Origin of the sequence: Mesorhizobium sp. WSM3860 (assembly GCF_002294995.1) — a bacterium.
Taxonomy (GTDB): domain Bacteria; phylum Pseudomonadota; class Alphaproteobacteria; order Rhizobiales; family Rhizobiaceae; genus Mesorhizobium.
Genome location: NZ_NSGF01000004.1, coordinates 201,100 through 221,180 on the forward strand (window position 1 = coordinate 201,100; position 20,081 = coordinate 221,180).

Here is a 20,081-nt window from a genome sequence, read left to right on the forward strand (position 1 = left end):
CATGCAAGTCAAGCGCAACGGCGACATCTCGTTCTGGTACGCGGATCTGGGCGCGGTGCCCGCGCCGCGCCCGCCGTTGCCCGGCGACATCGACGCCGACGTCGCGATCGTCGGCGCCGGCTACACCGGGCTCTGGACCGCGTATTATCTCAAGAAGGCGCAGCCTTCGCTTCGCATTGTGCTCCTCGAACGCGACTTCGCCGGCTTCGGCGCCTCGGGGCGCAATGGCGGCTGGCTTTCGGGCGGCTTCGGCTGGTCGCGCGAAAAATATCTCAAAACCTCGACCCGGCAAGGCGTGACCGCCATGCAGAAGGCGATGGCCGGCTGCGTCGACGAGGTGATCCGGGTGGCGACGGCTGAAGACATCGACGCCGACATCCGCCGCGTCGACAATCTGACGGTGGCGACCAATCCGGCGCAGCTGGAGCGCGTGCGCGAGGCGTGCGAGACGATCCGCTCCTGGGACGCCGACCCCGAGCGCATCGAATTGCTCGACGCAGAGGCGACACGCGCCCGCATCAATATCGCGAATGTCATGGGCGGCTTCGTCATCCGCGGCCAGGCGCGGGTGCAGCCGGCCAAGCTGGTGCGCGGGCTGGCGGAAGCGGTCGAGCGGCTCGGCGTGCCGATCTACGAAAAGACCACCGTGACATCGATCGCCAAGGGCAGGGTGGCCACCGACCGTGGCACGGTGCGGGCCGAAACGATAATCCGCGCGACGGAGGGATTCACTGCCGGCATTCCGGGCGAAGAGCGAACCTGGCTGGCGCTAAACAGCGCACAGATCGTCACCGAGCCGCTGCCGCAAGAACTCTGGCGCGAGATCGGCTGGGAGGGGCATGAGCTGCTCGGCAATGCGGCGCACGCCTATTGCTACGCCCAGCGCACGCGCGAGGGGCGTATCGCCATGGGCGGACGCGGCGTGCCCTACCGCTATGGCTCGCGCACCGACGTCAACGGCCGGACGCAGCAGGCGACGATCGACCAACTGCACACGATCCTGACGACCCTGTTGCCGCAGACGGCCGGGTGCCGCGTCGACCACGCTTGGTGCGGGGTGCTCGGCGTGCCACGCGACTGGTGCACGACGGTCGGCCTCGACCCCAGGACGCGCATCGGCTGGGCCGGCGGCTATGTCGGGCTCGGCGTGTCGAGCTCCAACCTTTCGGGGCGCACGCTGGCCGATCTGATCCTCGGCAATGATACGGAGCTTACGCGGCTGCCCTGGGTCAACCGCAAGGTCCGGCCCTGGGAGCCGGAACCGTTGCGCTGGCTCGGCGTCCACTCGATGTACCAGCTCTACCGCATCGCCGACCAACGCGAGGCCGCCGGGCTTGCGCGGACCTCGAAGCTTGCCGCTCTGGCGGATAGCATAACCGGCCACTGACACTGGAGCCTGTCTTGATCGACCTTTCGACCTTCCGCGACCTCGCCACGGCCGATATCGGCGCCTTTTCACCGAAGCCGACCTCGATCGAAGGCGATCAGGTCGAAGCGGTGCGCTCGTTCTTCCAGTCGCCGGACGGGACCGTCGATATCGGCATCTGGGAATGCACGCCCGGCCGCTTCACCGCCGACCGCTCGGGTTCATCCGAGATCTGCCACATCATCTCCGGTCGCGTGGAAGTGAGCCGCGCCGACGGCGAGATGCGTGAGCTGGGGCCTGGCGATCTGCTCGTCCTGCCGAAGGGCTGGAAGGGCGAGTGGCTGATTCATGAGACGACGCGCAAACTTTATATAATCCAGACCGGCGGCTGATCGCTGCTCTTCATTTCGAGGCATGTCGTTCTCTCAAGAACCGCATGAAGTTTGGGCGAGGTGCATCAGCGACTGATCGGCCTTTGGGTGAGACAAAGGCCGGTCGTCGTCAGGCGCTCGATACGGAAGAAGTAGGCATCGCCGGAAGCAGATCGGTACGAAGCACTCAACGCTTCGGCAGCAACTTGCTCATGCTCACACGCTCTTCGACTTTGTATCCGCACTTTCGATAGAACCCCAAAACTGCCGAGTTGGAGACGACAACTTGGAGGTTGATTTTTACACATCCGAGGCTGGCCAGCCGCCTTTCGGCATCCTGGATGAGGGCCTCGCCAATCCCTTTCTGACGATGGGACTGCAGGACTGCAATCCGCGATATCCATCCTCGGTGACCGTCATACCCGGCCATGATCGATCCGACGACCTGATCGGCCTCGATCGCCACTAAAAGCAGGTTTGGTTGAAACCGCAGCTTCTCAGCGATTGAAATGCGGGCCGCGTTCCAAGGGGCACCATTGGGGAATGCTTCTCGCCATAGCGCATCGGTGCCGTCAAAATGACGTTCACCGTATTGGATAATCGAGACCATTCAGTTCGTCCAATTGGGATCGCTCGGAGCTCGCTGGAACAGTAGCAACAAAGCCGAAGAGGTTGGAAGTTGCTCCTGATGATCCCAGCCTGCCTGCAAAATACCATGCAGGTCTAGTGATCGATCGGCCCCTTGGGCGAGACAAGGGCCGTGCCGGCCGTCGTTGGCCGCTCGATCATGCGGCGCACACGCGGCGGATTCTCGCCGCTGTGCAGCGCGCGGATGCGCTCGCCGACAACGGCGTCGGCATGGGTGGCACGCCGGTTGTGGCGGATATACTCGACCCAGGTCGGCGTGTGGTAGTGCTCGATCCAGATGCCCGGATTTTCGAGATCGCGGGCGAGTGTCCAGTTGCGAGCGCCGTCGCGGCGGCGGATGCGGCCACGCTCGGCCATGGTGGCGAGGAATTCCGGCACATCCTCCTCGCGAATGATGTATTCGATCATGATGGCGATCGGGCCGCTGCGCGGCTTCAAATCGAGCGCCAGCATCGGCTCCTTGAACCGGTTGAGCGGATCGAGGTTGAGAGCGGTGTGCTGCGGCAGCGGCAGGATGAAGCCGATGGCGCCGCCCGCCAGCATCGCGACGGCGGCAACCATCAACGCTGATTCCGCGCCATGGGCGTCGGCGACGACGCCCCAGATCCAACTGCCCAGCGCAATGCCGCCGAAGGTTGCCGTCTGGTAGATCGACAGCACGCGCCCGACCACCCAGCGCGGCGTAGACATCTGCACCGTGACGTTGAAATGCGAGAGCGCGATCACCCAGCAGGCACCGCCGATGAGCAGGCCGGCGGAGGTCTGCCAGGCATTGTTGCTGACGGCGGCGTTGAAGGCGCAAAGCGCGAAACCGGCGAAGGCGGCGCGCACCATCGTTTCGCTGGAGAGCAACTGCCTCAGCCTCACGCTGATCAGCGCACCGCCGACCGCGCCTATGCCAAAGGCGCCGAGCATGATGCCATAGGTCAGCGCATCGCCCTTGACGACATCGCGCGCCACCAGCGGCAGCAGCGCCAGCACCGCGCCGGCGCTGAAGCCGAAGGCCGAGCCTCTCGCCAGCACCTTGCCGATGTTCGGCGACATGGCGACATAGCGCAGGCCGGCGCCCATCGCGGCGCCGAGCGATTCCCGCGGCAAGGTCGGCGCGGGCACTTCCGGCTTCCAGCGAAACAGCACGACGATCAGGCCGATATAACTGACGGCGTTGGCGGCGAAGGCCGCCGCCGCGCCCGCGGCGGCGACGATGATGCCGCCGATCGCCGGGCCGACGCTGCGCGTGATGTTGAAGCCCATCGAGTTGAGCGCGATCGCCGCCGGCACCTTGGCGCGCGGCACCATGTCGCCGACCGACGCCTGCCATGACGGGCTGTTCAGCGCCGTGCCGCTGTCGATCAGGAAGGTGAAGGCAAGCAGCGTCCACGGCGTCATCCAGCCGAACCAGGTGAACACCGTCAGCAGCGCCGAGACCACCAGCATGAAGCTCTGCGCCACCAGCATGACCTTGCGGCGGTTGAAGCTGTCGGCAATGGCGCCGGCGACGAGCGCGAACAGCATGATCGGCAAGGTGGTCGAGGCCTGCACCAGCGCCACCTGGTAGGAAGAGGTGGCGATCGTCGTCATCATCCAGGCGGCGCCCACGCCCTGGATCAAGCCGCCGAAATTCGACACAAGGCTCGCCGACCAGACGGCACGGAAGATGCCGTGCCGGAACGGCGCCAGCGCCGAGACGCGTTCGCTTTCCGGCTCGTCGTCGATCATGGTCGCTGTCCCGCCTTCATTTCGTGCCTTGCGCTCGCCCGGCGCCATTATCGCGCCGGCGACTCGCCAAAGGATCCCGGTCCAACAACAGGAAGGCAAAGGCGAAAATGCGTCGGCGAAGCTTTAAGCCAAGCATCTTGCCGGTGTGGACCAAACTTTTGCTGGTCCGCGCGGGCGGGATGCCCGCGACCGCAGATCAGAAGCCGTGCTCGATGCGTTCGAAGATGACGTTGGTGAAGGCCGAGATCTGGCTGCCGATGAACGGGCCGGTCAGCGCCACCACCAGCATGATGGCCACGATCTTAGGCACGAAAGTGAGGGTAATTTCCTGAATCTGGGTCAGCGCCTGGATGAGCGCGATGCCGATGCCGACGGCCATGGCCACGAGCACCACCGGCGCGGAGGCGGTAAGCACCGTCCACACCGCGTACTGCACGATATCGAGAGCATCGGCCTCGTTCATGGGCAGACCCATTATGAACCGGCTAGGCGGCCGGCTTGATCGATACGCCTGCGCCGACAGGGACCTCGGTGCCATCCTGCAGCACCGCGATCAGGCCGCTGCTGGCGAGCTTCACCGAAGCCACGTTCCCTGTCGTCTTGCCGTCGGCGGAGGTGATCGAACGGCCGATCAGCGCGTCCGCCTGCGACAGCGCCGAGGATTGCATGATCTGGTCGAGCTTGCTGTTGGTCTGCACCGACTGCTCGACCTGCGAGAAGGTCGCGAGCTGCGCGACATATTCCGTCGAATCCATCGGCTTGGTCGGATCCTGGTTCTTCATCTCGGCGATCAGAAGCTTTAGGAACGACTGGTAGTCGACCGCCGTCTTCGAGGTCTGCTGGCTGGCCTGGGTGGCGCCAACCGGGATCGTCGTCGTCATGTCCACGGCCATCTTTATGCTCCCACAGCCAGCGCGCGCGACGCTTCCGGAATGTCGTCATTGCCGCCGAGCGCGTGGCGCTCGAGCGGATAGAGCGCGCGGATCGCTTTCAGCGCCTCGTAGATATGATCCTCGCCGACCATGCGGTCGATCTGCTTCAGCGCGCTGCAGATGTCCTGGTTGTCGAAGCTTGCGATCAGCATCGGCAGCGAGCGGCGGAACATGTCGCGGGCCTCGGAGGCGCCCGGCGGGTTGATCAGCATGATCTGCACGATGAAATAGAGCTGCCTGAGCGGCGTCGAGGCCTGCTCGGCCTGGATGACATGGCTTTCGAGTAGGAACTGGACGTCGTTCATCAGCTCGAGAGTGACTTTGCGGTCGACCCGGATGACGGCGCCGTTGATGTAGATCTTCTCGTTCGGCTTCAGCGAGATCTTCAGCGTGTTGCTCATTGGATGCCGTCTCGGATGATCTGGGAGACCTCGATCAATCCTTCGAAATTGTTGGTGCGGCCCTGCCGGATGTCTTCCGTTTCGCGCAGCAGCCACAGGCCGATCGAGATCAGATTGGCACGCAGTTCCTTGGGCAGCGCATTGTCGCTGGAGCCGAGATCCTCGACGAAGGTGGTCCAGATGCGGTTGGTGAAGTGCAGCGCCTCGACCGCCTCCAACGACTCGGGCCCGACGGAAGCAGCCGTGGACAACATGTCGATCGATCGGGTGAGCAATTGCCGCTCCCGGTCCTTGGCGTCGGCGACGGAGTCGGTCTGGATGTCGGCGTAGGAGAATTGATACATCGTCGGAGCTCTGGCGTTCCGGTGAGAGTGTTCAGGTGAGATAGTTCAACAGGCTCAGCTGCTGCAGTCGCGCGGTCAAGGCGAAGGACGTTTCTATATGCTGCGTCAGGTCGGCCACGCGGGTGGCGGCCTCCGAGGGATCGACGCCTTCGAGGTCGATGATATGCTTCTCGAACAGATCGACCTGGGTCTTCATGCGATCGCTGGCGTCGGACACGCGCTTCTGGGCGAGGCCGGCTTCGGACTGCACCTGGACGATACCGCCGATGGCCTCGCCGACCAGCTTTTGCGCGCGGCTGACGATCGTGTTCTGCCCGGCCGCGCTGATGTTGCCGGCGAAGAGGGTGCCGACCATGGCGGCCGCCATGGCGAGCTTGCGGATGCCTTGCTCGTTGGCGCTGACCGATGTCTGCGTGGTCTCGCTCAATGAAATGCGGCTGGTGATCTGGTCGTCGGTGGCGTTCGACCAGTTGGCCTGCCAGCCGGAGCCCAGGAACTGCGGCTCGACCGTGGTGGTGATGAAGTCGTCCATCTGGGCGGCGGTGATGTTGGCGGCCGCGGGGTCGTTCTGGGCGAAGCCGAAATAGCTGGTGAAGGCGGAGTCGAACGCCGCCTTGGCGGGCGAGCCGGCGGCGCTGAAATCGTCGATCGGCTTGACGTCGGTGTTGGTCCCGGCAAACAGGTATTCGCCATTTACGCTGGTGTTCAGGATGCCTGTCATCTGCTGCAGCGCCGTGGCGCCGGCGGTCTGGGTGATGCTGGTCGAGGAGTCGCCCGACACGGCGCTGGTCAGCGCCGTCAGCAGATCTTGCGCGACATCGGAGAGCTGACCCAGCGAATCCTGCGTCGAAGTCAGGCGCGCGGCGACCAGCGAGTTCGAATCGACGATACCGTTTAACCGGTCGAGATCGCGCTGGAAGGTGACGGCCTGTGTCGTGCGCCCGCCAAGGGCCAGGCCGACATCCGCTACCTTGCCGGTCTGGGATTCCGTCGTCGCCTTGACGAGCTCGGCCTGCATGCGCATCTGCTGATAGCGCAGGGCGTTGGATATGGCGGCTGAGGAGACGGCTGTCGCTTTCATGGCTTATTCCACCGCGTCCAACAAGGCGTCCAGCATGTCGTCGACGGTCTTCATCATGCGCGCCGACGCCTGATAGGTGTGCTCGAGGTCGAGAAGCAGGGACATTTCCTGGTCGACATTGACGCCGGTATCGTTCGACAGCGCTTCGGCGGTGCGCGTGGCCAGCGCTTCCTTGGCGTCGGCGTTGGTCGACGCCTGCTGGCGCACGCCTTCGAACCAGCCGATGGTGTTGGCCGCGTAATCCGAGACGCCGGAGCTGACCGTGATGCCGGCGGAGGTGTCGAAGGCCATCGGCTGGTCGAGCCTGTTGCCGTAGGCGATCAGCAGGTCCGAGTAGGAGGCGCCGCTGCCGGTGTTGGAAACATAGGCCGCGCCGTTGGCGCCGCCGTCACGCAGCAGCGCCGCGCTGCCGCCGGCGCTCGGGTCAAACGCGGCGTTGACGCTGATCAAGCCGGCGAGGCCGTTGACCAGGGTGCCGGCAGCGGGAATAGCCGGCGCGCCGGACCAGGTGAACAGGCCTGCGGCGTTGGGCTGAGACGGCGCGGTCTCTGCAAATGCCGTGATCAGGCCGCGCGCGATCTCGTCGAGCTGGCTCTGCATGGTCGCGGCAACACCGTCGCGCAGCTTCAGCATGCCGGCAAGCTTGCCGTCGGCGCTGGTGTTGTCGCCGGTGGCTGCAGAAAGCGGCACATTGTCGATATAGATCGCATTGCCAGGCGTGCCGGCAGTGTAGCCGGCCGAGGGCGTGAAGGTCACCGACCGCGGCACCGTCTCGAACAGCGTCGTGCCGTCCTTGGTGGTGATGACCATGTCGTTGTCGCCGCGCGTGAAGGTCGAGACCGGGACATATTCGGCGATCTTCTTCAGCAGCGCGTCGCGCTGGTCGAGCGCGTCCGACACATCCGTGCCGGAGCGCGTGCCGGCGATGACGGCCTTGTTGGCGTCCTGGAACTGGCCGAGCAGCGAGTTGAGGTCGTCGACCGCGGTGGCGATCTGGCCGTCGGTCTGGGTGCGGAAATCCTGGATCGCCGTGGTGCCGTCGTTCAGCGAGCTCACCACCTGCTTGGCCGCGTCGATGACGCTGGCGCCGAGATTCTGGTTCGATGGCGTGGTGGCGTAGAGCTGCAGCGCCTGCTGCAGGTTGGCGATCGCGGTCGACGCAGACGACGCATTGTCGACCCCGTTGACCGATAGGTCGAGCTGATCCATGCCGTTGTAAAGCGCGCTCTGGCCGCTCCATGCCGACAGCGCGGAAAGGTTCTGCCGGAACAGAAGATCATTGGCGGCGCGCTGGATCTCCACCGATCGCGCGCCGGGCGCCGTGCTGGTGACGACGGCGACGCGACGGGCATAGTCCGGGTTGGACGCGTCGGCCACATTGCGCGACACGACGCTGGTTTGCTTGGATGTGGCCAGGAGCGCCGACTGGGCGATGCTTAATGCGGTGGAAAGCGACATGCGGGTCTTTCACGGGCTGGCGCCCGATGGGGTTATCTCTTCAGGTTGACCAGGACGTCCATCAGGTCGGAACCGGTCTGGAAGACCTTCGAGTTGGCGGTGTAGCTGCGCTGCGCCGCAATCATGTTGGTCAGTTCCTCGGCGATATCGACATTGGAATTTTCGAGCGCGCCCGAGACGACCGAGCCAAGCTTCCCTTCATTGGCAAAGCCGATGCGAACAGCGCCTGAGTCCGCGCTCTGCACATAGACGTTGCCCGGCATCGCGGTGAGGTTGTCGGGGCTCTGAACGTCGGCCAGCGGGATCTTGTAGAGCGGCTTGGTGGAGCCATCCTCGAATTGGGCGTAGATGACGCCGTCCTGGCTGATCTGGATCTTTTCGATCGTGCTCGGCGCATTGCCGTTGACGTTGGCGTCGGAGACCGTGAAGCCGGTTCCGAGCTGCGTCAGCTTGGAGAGGTCGAGGTTGAGAGTCGACCCGTTCGGCACCGTGAAGGACACGCCGGTGGTCGCGCCGGTGAGCTTGCCGGTCGTGGTGTCGAAGGTGAGATTGGCCGAACCCAGCGCGCCGCCCGCATAGGGGAACGACGTGCCGGCCGTGGCCTTCGACTGATCGAATACCGAAACCTGCCAGGTGCCGGTGCCGGTGTTGGTGAAGTAGACGTCGAGCAACACCTTGTTGCCGAGATTGTCGTAGGCGACCAGCGACGATTTCGACGTGTATTGTGACGAGGCGCTGTTGTCGGTGGGCAGGTTGCCGGCCGTGACAGCGGTGGCGCCAGCCGGCAGGTTGCCGGTGAATGTACCCTCCGTGCTCGGCGTCGCCGTCATCTCCTGATCGGAAATCTGTACCGGCACCAGGCCTTCGAAGCCGTTGGCGGTCGCGGCCGGATCGCCATTGGCGTAGCTGTAGGCCATCAACTGGTAGCCGGCGGCGTTGACGAGGCGCCCTTGAGCGTCCGGAACGAAGGCGCCGGCGCGGGTGAGATAGGGCGTGCCGCTCGGGTCCTGCACGACGAAGAATCCGTCGCCATTGACGGCGAGGTCGGAGACCGAAGTGGTGTATTGCAGAACACCCTGCGAGCTCACGGCCGAGCGGATCGTCGTCGTCACGCCCCCTGAATTATAGGCGCCGCCGGTGCTCGGCATGATCAGCGTCGAGAATTCGGCGGAGGAGCGCTTGTAGCCGGTGGTGTCGGAATTTGCGATGTTGTCGGCCACCGTGGACAAGCGGTTTGCCTGGGCGTTCATACCGGAGACGCCGGTCCGCATCATTCCGTAGAGGCTCATCGATACATCTCCTCGGTGCCTTTCTGAGAGGCTGGAAAACTAAGCCTCGTGTCTTGCGCGAGGCTGGCGCGGGATGTGCCGGCGACGGCCATCAAAACACCAGCCGGTAGCCGAGGAACCTCTTGGAATCGATCGGGTCGTGGCCGAGCTTCTCGCGCAATTTCTTGCGCAGCTTCGAGATGTGGCTCTCCACCACGTTCTCCTCGACCTCCTCGTCGAAGATGCCGTAGATGGCGTTGAACACCTGCGTCTTGGTCACGCGCCGGCCGCGATTGCTGGCGAGGTACTCCAGGATGCGCCGCTCGCGACGCGGCAGTGGCAGCGGCTCTCCGTCGATCTCCGGGTCGCGCCCGTCCATGAAGATGCGCATCGAGCCGACTTCGGTGTAGGCGGCCTCTTCGCGGGCGCGGCGGCGGATGGCGCTGATGCGGGCGAGGATCTCGCGGATGTGCACCGGCTTGCGGACGACGTCGTCGACGCCGCTCTCGAAAAGCCTGAGCGTGTGTTCCAGCGAGTGCTGTTCGCTGAGCGCGATCACCGGCGCGCCGGTGCGGTCGCGAATCTGGCGCGGCGAGATGGCGCCCTCGCGGCAGTCGCCGATAAGGAAAGCCCTGACCGATCTCAAATCGGTGTCGGCGGCAGAGTTCACCCACTCGCCGAACTCGCCTGGCGCGAAGCCCGCGGTGGCGACGCCCTCGCGATCGAAAAGTGAGCTGTAGCCCTCAGTTACGAGCTCGCGCTCATCAACGATCACGATCATCGGCCCGCCCTCCGAATCATCTCATTTGCCCCGTGCGGAAAGCGGTACCCGGTGCGGTGAATCCTGGAAAACCGTCATTTCTTGTAGCTATTTTCTTGGGAGTTTTTTTGGGAGCCGTAATAAAGTGGGCGTGAACGTGTATGGGCGGGCGGCGCATCGATGGCGATACGGGCGTCGCGAACCTCGAAAGGCCGCAGGCCAAGGCGTCGGCGCTACAACAACTATTGATTGCAGAAGGCGCTGGCGTTCGGCGTCCATTTGCCGAAGCCGGTGGCGACCATGTTGGCAATGACGCGGCAGACATAGATCTTCTGCGCCGGGTCATTGTCGGGGCCGGCATGATAGCGGGCGACGGCCATCGACCAAGTCATATGGCGGGCATGGAGGCTCGCCAGGAAGCGCGCCGCGTAGTCGACGTTCTGGTGCGGATCTAGCATGTCCTCGACGCTGCGGAACTGCGCGCCATGGTAGCGATGATTGATCTGCATGCAGCCGAGATCGATCAGCGTCTTGCCCTCGCGGCGGGCATTCTCGAACGTCGCCAGCGCCTCCCCGCGGCTCCGCGGAAAAACAGCCGTTCCTTCTACGTTCAGAGCGTTGGGCTGAAGGCTGCCCTTCTTTCCCGTTTCGGTCAGGCCGACCGCATAAAGGATACCGGCCGGCACGCCGTAGCGATCGGCGGCGTGCAGGATTTCCGGTTCGCAAGGATTGGCGGCGGCTTTGGCGGTGCCGGCCGCGGCCAGGCTAGATATAGATATCGTCGCCAGCGCGCTCGCGAAGAGGCGAAGCAGCGCGGCTGAATTCCTGTGCGCCATTGCCGTCGTTCCTTCCCGGTTGCCGATCGCCGCCGGCGCTGTTGCCGCCCGAGTTCCCGGGTTGGAACGAAGGCTGGTCGCGGCCCGTAGACATCGGCGGCGCGCCGCTGGCTTCGACGCGACCGGCCGAATGGAGTGCAATCGAAGGTTGCATGATGGTGACGTGATCGACGTCGAAACCAAGACTGCGGAGCGACTTGACGATGGCGTCGCAGTCGGCGGTCAGACGGCGGTACGCCTCGTGCGTTTCCGGCTTCATCTCGATCGAAAGTTGCTCCCCGGAAAGACGCAGGCTGGCGGTGACCGTGCCGAGCTCAGCCGGGTGGAGCTCGATCTTCAGGACATGTGTCGAAACGGCAACAGAAGTGCTCGCTTGCGAGCCGATCGAGGCGCTCGAGTAGGCCTGCTGAACGCCGCTGTCCGAGGCGATCGCCTCAGCCAGCGCCGATACCGTCTGGCCGAAGGCATTTTGGGCCGGCGCCGGGAAACTCTGCTGGCTGACCACATCCATGCGCCCGGCGGCAGACGATGGCTTGGCCTGACTGTTCGATGCGAGGGCTTGCGCCGTTTGCGCGGTCTTCTGGGCGGCCGCCGGACGCCAGCTTTGCGGCGTAGCGGCGTCGGTTGCGGCTCCTTGCGTTCCAGACAGGATGTCGTCCCTGCGGATCGACATGTCCGGGCCCGGACCAGCGCTGGCCGGTTTCTGTCCGAAATCGGGCCCGGCCTTCTCCATCGCCATCGTCGCGCGACCGGATCGCGGCGACGGCTCGGTGCCTTCGGAAGCGTCAGCCAACATGCGTTTGCCTTGACGGATCGCCAGCTGTGAAGACGCGGCCTGGCCGATGGAGGGCTGGGTCCCTGCCTCTCCCTCGACAGACGATCCGCTGCGCTCGGCATTTGTCGACGTTGCGAAGTGGCGGATGTCGCCCAGCGCCATCAGCAGGGGCAAACCGTCCTGAGGCGGAGCGCTATCTGACGATTGCGCCGCCGCATCGGCATCGTCCGTGGCCTTTGGATGGTCGGCGTCGGCGCCGTTCTTCGCGGCCTTTCCAGCCGCTGTCTTCGGAGCGGCAATCTTGTTCTGGCCATCCTGATCGGGCCGTGCCTTGGACGGACCGGCGAGGGCGCGCCGCGGCGAATGCGCATCGGAAGACGCAGGCTCCGCCGACTGCTCGGCCCGGGCCAATCTTTTTTTGGCGCCATGCACCATCTCGCCAAAATTCGAGCCGTTTTCCTTGCCGTCGGCAGGATCCTGCCGCGATTGGACGTGGGCGGATGCAAGTCCCGGCATGGCCTGGCTCACGCTGTTCATTTGGGCGCTGGTCATTTGGGAGCGGCTCCGAGTAGCTGGTCGATCTGGTCGAGCTGGCGGCGCGCCTTGAGCATCGCGGCATCGGTGGGATCGTGCGGATCGAGGCTTGCTGCGGTCGCCGGCGCGGATGCAGGCAGCGCGGATGGCGTTTCGGGCTGCGCAGGAGCGGGGGCTTGAGCTTCGGCCGCGGCCTGAGCCGTCGATGACGGAGCCGGCGGCGCGGACGCCGCGGCCGGCGCGTCCGTCGGCTTGACCGGGGCCGCGGCGGCCGGCTGCTCGGGCATCGCGCCCTCCACTGGTGGCAACCCTTCGGCGTCGGCCTGGCTCGCAGCCTCGGTTTCAGCGGGTTTCGCGGCAGCGCTTTTTGCCGAACCTGCGGCCTCGGTCTCATTCTTGGCGGCCGCCGGCACAGGAGCGACGACCTCGCCGGCAACGGCCTGTGCCGCATCGAGCAGAGCGCGGTCGCTCTGCGAAAGCTTGCCGCGATCGATCTTGCCGAGTCTGGCGCGCACATCGTCGATCGTGGCCGATACCACCGTGGAAAGGCTCGAATAGAGCACAGCGCGCGGGTCGTCCTGGTTGCCTTTGCCATTGCGGCCTTGCTCGGCCCGCGCCGAGGCGAAGGCGGAGAGATCGCTCAGCCCGTCGATCGCGGCGCGGCGCGCGATGCGGAGATATATCACCTTCTCGCGCTCGGGGTCCATCATCGAGGTGATGTCGGCGAGCTTGTCCTGGCTGATCGACATGTGCAGCGCGATCACGCCGGAGACGAAGGAATCGGCGAACTGGCTGGCATAGGGGGAATAGAGATAGCCCGCGACATATTGCGTCGAGGCGAGCGCGAAGCGCGCGGCGTCGCCTTGCGCCGCTGCGAGGCCGACCGAACGGCGAAGCGCTGCCTCCTCGACCAGTGTGCCGGGGCTGAGCAGGCGGGCCTCGTCCAGCAAGGTCAGCGCCGTTGCGGGTTCATCGGTCGCAAGCAGCGAGCCCTTGACCAACGCCAGAAAGGCGCCGAGGTCGGCGGGTACGCTCATAGGATCGATCGGCTTCAGGATTTCGATTGCCGCGGCCGGCCTGCCGTTGAGATAGGCGACGACCCCTTCGGCGATGGCGAGGCTCTGCGGGTCGGTCGCCGCGCGCGAAGCCGCCGCCTCGACTGTGACGGGATTGCCGCCGCTCATGCCGTAGACGAGCAGAGCCCGGAAATTCTTCGGGTCCTTGAAATCGGCGGCATCGGCGGCGCGAAGCCTGGCATCGGTCATTTCCAGCAGCTTGGCCTGCATCGGCAGCGCCGCATGATCGCCGCCGGCGATGCGGTCCTGGATCAGCTGCAGCGAACGCACCAGCTGATAGGGGTTCAGGCCGTCATCCTGCGCGAAAGCGGCAGCCGGCGATCCTGCGGCGAGCAGCAGCAACCCGACTGCGCGGCCGATGACGATCGTGCTCCTCATCCGCCGGTCGCCATCAGGATCTCGATGCGGCGGTTCGCGGCGGCCAGCGGATCGGACGGAATCTTGGGCTGGCGGTCGGCGAAGCCCGCGACCTCGGTGATGCGGCTTTCATCGACGCCGCCGCGCACCAGCATGTAATAGGCGGAGTGGGCGCGGGCGGTGGACAGCCGCCAGTTGTCGTAGGCGTCGCTGCGGAACGGCCGCGCATCGGTGTGGCCGCCGATGGTGATGGTGCCCTTCTTTTCGTTGATGATGCGGCCGATCTTCTCCATCGCCAGCACCATCTCGCGGCGCGGCACGGCCGAGCCGATCTCGAACATGCCGAAGTCGAGCTGATCGGTGATCGAGATGACGACGCCCTTGTCGGTTGCCTCGACGGAGACGCCCTCGGCCAGCTTCTCACCCGGCGCGAAGGCGTTGGCCAGCTCCTGCTTGATTTCGGCGGCGGCCTGAAGAGCGGCGCTGCTCGGGGCCTTCTCTTTCTTGTCGGAGGCTTGCTCCGGCTCCGCCTTTACCTTCTGGGCCTTTGCCGCTTCGGCCCCCGCGGCTCCCGGCATCGCAGCATCGGTCGCGGCGGCCTCCGCTTTTGCGGCTTCTGCTTGTTCAGCTTGGACTTTCTCGCCCTTGATCTGTTTGCCTTCGGCTTTCCCGACTTTCGTGTCCGATCCGGCGGTCACCTTGGCACCGGGTTTTTCCGGTGTCGCCAACGGCTCGAGCGGCGCATCCAGCTGCGGCGGTGCCGGCGGAGCGGCCTTGACCCTCGGCACTTCGGTCTCGGCGACCTTCTCGCCGGGCTTGGCCGGATCGCCTTCGATCCTCCTGCGTTCGGCGCTGGCTTCGGCGCCGGGCGTCGCAACCTGCTGCGACCAGAAGTCCGGCGCGAAAGGATCGCGATAGGATTCGCCGCCGGAAGCGCCGGTCGCCGGACCGGCGTTCTGAGCGCCGCCTTCACCCTTGGCGCTGACATTCTGCATCACGCCGGTATCGGTGGCGATCTCCGACAGCACTGCGTAGGGATCGGCAAACAGATGCTCGTCGGAGAGATCGGATTTCTGCGAGGCCTCCTTCGTCTGCCTGCGGTCGGAGGAGCCGGCGCCGCCCTTGCCGTCCTCGCCGGCCTTGCTCGCGCCATCCTGCGGATTGTCGGCGGTGAGGCCAACCTTGCTCGGGCCGTCGCCAAGGTCTTCCAAGCCCTTGCGGCTGGAATTGCGATCGATCAGCTCGACCGGGTTGAAGTAGCTGGCGACCGCCGCCTTGGTCTGCTCGTTGGCGGCGTTGATCAGCCACATGACCAGAAAGAAGCACATCATGGCGGTCATGAAGTCGGCAAAGGCGATCTTCCAGACGCCGCCATGATGGCCGTCGTCATGACCGTCGTGGTTGCGCTTGACGATGATGATCTCGTGCCTGGCCTCGCCGTGGTCGATGGCGCTCATCACAGGACCTCCGACAGGGAAGCCGACCATTCGGCGACGCGCGTCTCGAAGACGGTTTCATCGATGGTGACGGTCAGGTCGAAGCCGGCGGCCTCGGTGAAATCGAGATTGGCCGCGCGATGTCCAAGCGCTGCCTTCAGCGGCTCGAACAGCGACAGCGGCCCGCGCACGCCGATACGCACGGCTTCACTGTCGGCAATCGCGGCGTTCACGGTACGGGCAAGAGCTTCGATCGAGCGCTTCTGCAGATCATCGCTGACCACGCCGACGATGATGCGGGCGACGGTGGCGGCGGTGAGCTCGGCGACGCGCGTCTCCATGGCATCGATCCGTGTCGCTACCGCCGCGCCCAGATCGCCGCCGAAGCATTCGAGGAACGCCTTTGCCGCATCGTCATTGGCCTGGCGTTCGGCCTCGAGCGCCGCCTCGTGGGCGGCCGCGAGTCGGGCCCCGAGTGCTGCTTCCGCATCGGCCACCGCCTCGGCGATCAGCGCGCCGATGTCGGCCTGCGGCGGCGACACGTCCGGCTTGCGCTCGATGCCAGGCGCTGACGGTCCCTGGCCGGCGCGCGGGGCGCGCGAACCGAAATCCGGCAGGAGATCGAAAAGGGCTGCCGAAGCCATGGCTTAACCCGCGGCTTCCGGGGCGGCCGCCCATTTGCGCAGGATCTGGGCGGTGCGTTCCTCGTTGAGATCAACCATGCGTGCCAGCCGTTCCTGCGGCGCAGGCCTGATCTTCTGGCGCAGGTCGTCGAGCGGAGTGGCGCCGGGGCGGGCGCCCGGCAGCGCGCCGACCGGCGTGTCGGCGGCGATTGCGGCCACCGGCGCGTCGGGGCTCGGCAGCGAGCGCTGGACGTCGTCGAAGCTCGGGCCGGCGAGGGCAGCGGGCCTGGCCGGTGCCGTCAGCGCGGCCGCCATCGGCCGCAGGCCGAAGAAGGCGACCAGGAACACGACGACTATGAAGGCGCCGGCATTGATCAGCGTGCCGGTGTATGTGCCGATCGAAGCGAGGATGCCCGGCTGGTCGATCGGCTCACCGTCCAGCCCGTCGATGAACTCGACCGCCGAGACGTCGATGATGTCGCCGCGCTTCTCCTCAAAGCCGGTGGCGGAAGCCACCATCTTCTGAATATCGGCGACGCGCTTGGCGATCTGCTCGGGGGTGGCGTCCTTGCCGAGGATGGTCTTCAGCCGATCCTGGTTGACGACGACGGCGATCGACATCTTGGTCACCGAATAGCCGTTGGAAACCGTGGCGATCTTCTTGGAGTTGATCTCGTAATTGGTGATCTCCTCCTTGCGGTCATTCTGCGAGGAGGACTGCGGCCCTTCAGTCGTGGTCGTCTGCGTCTCGGGCAGGTTCTGCTCGACGCTGGTCGGGTTCGAGGCCTGCTTCTGGTTGCTGGCCTCGTTGGTGCGCACCGACTGCACCGAACGCTCGACGCGGGATTCGGGATCGAAGATCGTTTCTTCGGTCTGGCGGGTGTCGGTGTTGACGTCGGCCTTGACGCTGGCACGGAAATTGTCGGGGCCGAGGTAAGGCGTCAGCGCGCGGCGGATGTTGTCGCCGATCTGCGCCTCGACTGTCTGCTCGACGCCGAGCGTGCGGGCCGCGCTTGTGTTGGAAGTGTCGTCGCCGGCGGCGAGCAGATTGCCGTTGGAATCGAGCACGGTGACCTTGTCGGCCGACAGGCCCGGAACCGCTGCGGCGACGAGATGGCGGATCGACTGAGCGCTCTTTTCGGCATCGACGCCGGCATAGCGGATGACCACCGAGGCCGAGGGCTGCTGCTCGTCGCGGCGGAAATTGGCGCGCTCGGACATGACGATATGCACGCGCGCCGCCTTGACACCGGCGATCGACTGGATGGTGCGCGCGATCTCGCCTTCAAGCGCACGCACGCGGGTGATCTGCTGCATGAACGAGGTGAGGCCGAGCGAGCCGACATTGTCGAACAGCTCGTAACCGGCGTTGGCGCTGGTCGGCAGGCCCTTTTCGGCGAGCAGCATGCGCGCCTGCGCGGTGGTGCCGGCCGGCACCAGCACCGAGGTTCCGTCGGCGCCGACATCGAAGCCGATGCCCGCCTCGCCCAGCACCAGGCCGATCTGGTTCACGTCGTTGCGGTCGAGCCCGACATAGAGCGTCTCGTAGGCCGGACGGTTGAGATAGACCGAGGCGACGCCGATGACGGCCATGACAAGCGCGGCGATGCCGCCCATGAGAGCGAGACGCCTGACGCCGAATCCGCGGAGGTTCGCGATGAGGCTCTGGATCTGTTCCGGCACGATTCAATCGCTCCCAGCAAGACTTTCCGCCGGCAGACTAGACCGCGAAGCTTGTGCGAGGATGATAGTGCGTTCCGCCAGGGGCTATGCGGGGCCCGAACGGCCCGGAGGCATCAGAGCGACGCGCAAAAGGCCGCGTCCAGGACGCGGCCTTGCGATGGAGGGTTGCGTCAGCCGGAATATCAGCTCTTGAACAGGGCCAGGATCGACTGCGAGTTGCCGTTGGCGATCGACAGCGCCTGGATGCCGAGCTGCTGTTGCACCTGGAGCGCCTGCAGGCGGGTCGATTCCTTGTTCATGTCGGCATCGACGAGGGCACCGACGCCCTTGTCGATCGAGTCCGACAGGTTCGACAGGAAGCTCTGCTGGGTGTCGATGCGCGACTTGGCGGCGCCGAGGTAGGCAGCGCCGGTGGAGAGCTTGGCAAGCGCGGTTTCAACGCTGTCGAGCGCGGTGTCGACGGCGGTGTCGGAAACGGCCGCGGCACTGGCATCGAAGAAGGTCGTCGCAAGCAGACCGCCGACGATGCCGCCCGTGCCGGCGGTGTCGAGAACCTGCGTGTCGGTCGCCGCCACGTCGATGGTGTCGATAGAGACGGTGGTGCCGGTGCGGTTGTACGAAGCCACGACATGCAGGTCCGAGGCGGCCGTGCCGTCGTTCTGCAGCAGGTTCGAACCGGCATAGCTGGCATTGGTGACCGACGACCTGATCTGGTCCTGGATGGCCTTGATTTCGGTCGCGATCTTCTGCTGGTTGTCCTGACTGGCGCCACGCGCGGTGACCAGCTTGGCCTTGATCGCGTCGACCTGGTCCTTGATGTCGGTGATGGCGGTGTAGGCTGTGTCGACCTTGCCGGCGCCGAGGCCGAGCGCGTCCTGGACGGCCGAGAGCGCCTTGTTGTCGGACCGCATCGAGGTGGCGATCGACCAGTAAGCGGCGTTGTCGGAAGCGGTGGCGACGCGATAGCCGGTCGAGATGCGGCCCTGCGTGGTCTCAAGCGCCTTGTTGGTGGCGTTGAGGCTCTGCAGCGCGGTCAGCGCGGCGGCGTTGGTCATGATGCTTGCCAAGATACACCCCTTCTCAAAGCAGGCATGCCTCGCGCATGCCGGTCAACTCTCTGGCGGGGGCGTCATGCCTGTCGACTGTCGGTCGGCCCGTCATAGCGATTGGTTAACCATAGCTAGCGCGTCACAGTTAACGGTGCGTTAAAAGCCTGCCTTTCAAACCGCGGTGCGGTAATATTTCCCGAGCGAAGAGGTACGCCTCGGCAGCAGCATCACAAATGAAAATCGGGCCGCGCTGGTGGCGCGGCCCGACAAAGATGCCTGAAGTTCGCTGGGCGATCAGCCGCGGAAGAGCGACAGGATCTGCTGCGAGTTGCCGTTGGCGATCGACAGCGCCTGGATGCCGAGCTGCTGCTGCACCTGGAGGGCCTGCAGGCGGGTCGATTCCTTGTTCATGTCGGCGTCGACCAGAGAGCCGACACCCTTGTCGATCGAGTCCGACAGGTTCGACAGGAAGCTCTGCTGGGTATCGATGCGCGACTTTGCGGCACCGAGCGAGGCGGCGCCGGTGGACAGCTTGCCGAGCGCCGTTTCAACGGTGCCGAGCGCGGTGTCGATGGCGGTGTCGGCGACAGCGGCGGAGCTCGGGTCGAAAAAGCTCGTGGCAAGCAGGCCGCCGACCATGCCGCCGGTGCCCGCCGTGTCGAGGACCTGCGTATCGGCAGAGGCCACCTTGATGGTGTCGATGGTGACGGTCGAGCCGGTGCGGTTGTACGAAGCAACGATGTTCAGATCGGAAGCAGCCGTGCCGTCGTTCTGCAGCAGGTTCGAGCCGGCGAAGTTGGCGTTGGTGACCGACGACTTGATCTGATCCTGGATAGCCTTGATTTCGGTCGCGATCTTCTGCTGGTCTTCCTGGCTGGCGCCGCGGGCGGTAACCAGCTTGGTCTTGATCAGGTCGACCTGATCCTTGACGTCGTTGATGGCGGTGTAGGCGGTGTCGACCTTGCCGGCGCCGAGGCCGAGCGAGTCCTGAACGGCCGAGAGCGCCTTGTTGTCGGATTTCATCGAGGTGGCGATCGACCAGTAAGCGGCGTTGTCGCTGGCGGTGGCGACACGGTAACCGGTGGAAATGCGGGACTGGGTGACCTCGAGCTGCTTGTTGGTGTTGTTCAAGCTCTGCAGCGCGGTCAGCGCGGCGGAATTGGTCATGATACTGGACATGATACTCGTACCTTGGTTTTTACACGGATTTTTTTGACATACCGGCTTGTCCGGTATGACGGTGCGGCATCATGCCAATGATCGCTGAGACCCGATCACCCGCCATCTGGAGCGGACTATGCGGGCAACTTCCTACCAAACGGCTAAACTGGACGGTTAATCGAAAATAATTCGCGCGGGCTTTA

20 protein-coding genes are annotated in these 20,081 nt (G+C 65.1%); 2 read left to right on the forward strand and 18 right to left on the reverse strand.

From position 1 onward, the window contains the following. Window position 1 precedes the first annotated feature (1 nt). Both CK220_RS09815 and CK220_RS09820 read left to right on the forward strand, forming a co-directional pair. The gene (locus CK220_RS09815) at window positions 2–1,387 is read left to right on the forward strand and encodes an FAD-binding oxidoreductase (RefSeq protein WP_095811334.1); all 1,386 of its coding nucleotides are present in this window, start codon (window positions 2–4) and stop codon (window positions 1,385–1,387) included. Window positions 1,388–1,401: 14 nt separating this feature from the next. Further along, on the forward strand, window positions 1,402–1,758 hold the full coding sequence (locus CK220_RS09820; RefSeq protein WP_176479040.1) for a cupin domain-containing protein: 357 nt from the start codon (window positions 1,402–1,404) through the stop codon (window positions 1,756–1,758). 166 nt (window positions 1,759–1,924) lie between these two features. Here the strand turns inward: CK220_RS09820 and CK220_RS09825 are convergent, their stop codons facing one another. The 18 genes from CK220_RS09825 to CK220_RS09910 all read right to left on the reverse strand — a co-directional run bounded on the left by CK220_RS09825 (window position 1,925) and on the right by CK220_RS09910 (window position 19,896). After that, window positions 1,925–2,347, reverse strand: coding sequence for a GNAT family acetyltransferase (locus CK220_RS09825; protein ID WP_095811336.1), 423 nt, complete (start codon window positions 2,345–2,347; stop codon window positions 1,925–1,927). Between the two features lie 113 nt (window positions 2,348–2,460). Continuing rightward, window positions 2,461–4,104 (reverse strand): MFS transporter, encoded by a 1,644-nt coding sequence (locus tag CK220_RS09830; RefSeq protein WP_095811485.1) that lies wholly within the window; start codon window positions 4,102–4,104, stop codon window positions 2,461–2,463. A 196-nt stretch (window positions 4,105–4,300) separates the two neighbouring features. Next, window positions 4,301–4,567, reverse strand: a complete 267-nt coding sequence (gene fliQ / locus CK220_RS09835; RefSeq protein ID WP_027165133.1) for a flagellar biosynthesis protein FliQ — start codon at window positions 4,565–4,567, stop codon at window positions 4,301–4,303. Between the two features lie 22 nt (window positions 4,568–4,589). Beyond that, a complete protein-coding gene (gene flgD, locus CK220_RS09840; RefSeq protein ID WP_095811337.1) occupies window positions 4,590–4,997 on the reverse strand; it encodes a flagellar hook assembly protein FlgD in 408 nt (135 codons plus the stop codon). 2 nt (window positions 4,998–4,999) lie between these two features. Beyond that, a complete protein-coding gene (gene flbT / locus CK220_RS09845) occupies window positions 5,000–5,437 on the reverse strand; it encodes a flagellar biosynthesis repressor FlbT (RefSeq protein ID WP_095811338.1) in 438 nt (145 codons plus the stop codon). Beyond that, window positions 5,434–5,781 (reverse strand): flagellar biosynthesis regulator FlaF, encoded by a 348-nt coding sequence (gene flaF, locus CK220_RS09850; protein ID WP_095811339.1) that lies wholly within the window; start codon window positions 5,779–5,781, stop codon window positions 5,434–5,436. Before flaF ends, flbT begins: the two co-directional genes overlap by 4 nt. Before the next feature lie 31 nt (window positions 5,782–5,812). Then, window positions 5,813–6,862 carry a flagellar hook-associated family protein gene (locus CK220_RS09855; protein WP_095811340.1) on the reverse strand — a complete coding sequence of 350 codons (1,050 nt, stop codon included), beginning with the start codon at window positions 6,860–6,862 and terminating at the stop codon, window positions 5,813–5,815. Between the two features lie 3 nt (window positions 6,863–6,865). Then, window positions 6,866–8,320, reverse strand: a complete 1,455-nt coding sequence (gene flgK / locus CK220_RS09860; RefSeq protein ID WP_095811341.1) for a flagellar hook-associated protein FlgK — start codon at window positions 8,318–8,320, stop codon at window positions 6,866–6,868. A gap of 32 nt (window positions 8,321–8,352) precedes the next feature. Further along, window positions 8,353–9,609, reverse strand: coding sequence for a flagellar hook protein FlgE (locus CK220_RS09865; protein WP_095811342.1), 1,257 nt, complete (start codon window positions 9,607–9,609; stop codon window positions 8,353–8,355). 91 nt (window positions 9,610–9,700) lie between these two features. Continuing rightward, window positions 9,701–10,369, reverse strand: coding sequence for a response regulator transcription factor (locus CK220_RS09870; RefSeq protein ID WP_095811343.1), 669 nt, complete (start codon window positions 10,367–10,369; stop codon window positions 9,701–9,703). A gap of 221 nt (window positions 10,370–10,590) precedes the next feature. After that, window positions 10,591–11,184 carry a transglycosylase SLT domain-containing protein gene (locus tag CK220_RS09875; RefSeq protein ID WP_245429072.1) on the reverse strand — a complete coding sequence of 198 codons (594 nt, stop codon included), beginning with the start codon at window positions 11,182–11,184 and terminating at the stop codon, window positions 10,591–10,593. After that, window positions 11,114–12,121: a flagellar hook-length control protein FliK gene (locus CK220_RS09880; protein WP_176479041.1), complete on the reverse strand. Its 1,008-nt coding sequence runs from the start codon at window positions 12,119–12,121 to the stop codon at window positions 11,114–11,116. The genes CK220_RS09875 and CK220_RS09880 overlap by 71 nt, the downstream gene beginning before the upstream one ends. A gap of 386 nt (window positions 12,122–12,507) precedes the next feature. Then, window positions 12,508–13,947, reverse strand: coding sequence for a chemotaxis protein MotC (locus CK220_RS09885; protein WP_095811345.1), 1,440 nt, complete (start codon window positions 13,945–13,947; stop codon window positions 12,508–12,510). Further along, complete coding sequence (locus CK220_RS09890) at window positions 13,944–15,383, reverse strand: MotB family protein (protein ID WP_095811346.1); 1,440 nt, start codon at window positions 15,381–15,383, stop codon at window positions 13,944–13,946. Before CK220_RS09890 ends, CK220_RS09885 begins: the two co-directional genes overlap by 4 nt. After that, a complete protein-coding gene (locus CK220_RS09895) occupies window positions 15,383–16,006 on the reverse strand; it encodes a hypothetical protein (protein ID WP_095811347.1) in 624 nt (207 codons plus the stop codon). Before CK220_RS09895 ends, CK220_RS09890 begins: the two co-directional genes overlap by 1 nt. Before the next feature lie 3 nt (window positions 16,007–16,009). Then, complete coding sequence (gene fliF / locus CK220_RS09900) at window positions 16,010–17,668, reverse strand: flagellar basal-body MS-ring/collar protein FliF (protein ID WP_095811348.1); 1,659 nt, start codon at window positions 17,666–17,668, stop codon at window positions 16,010–16,012. Window positions 17,669–17,850: 182 nt separating this feature from the next. Continuing rightward, on the reverse strand, window positions 17,851–18,735 hold the full coding sequence (locus CK220_RS09905) for a flagellin (RefSeq protein ID WP_095811349.1): 885 nt from the start codon (window positions 18,733–18,735) through the stop codon (window positions 17,851–17,853). Between the two features lie 276 nt (window positions 18,736–19,011). After that, the gene (locus CK220_RS09910; protein WP_095811350.1) at window positions 19,012–19,896 is read right to left on the reverse strand and encodes a flagellin; all 885 of its coding nucleotides are present in this window, start codon (window positions 19,894–19,896) and stop codon (window positions 19,012–19,014) included. Window positions 19,897–20,081 lie beyond the last annotated feature (185 nt).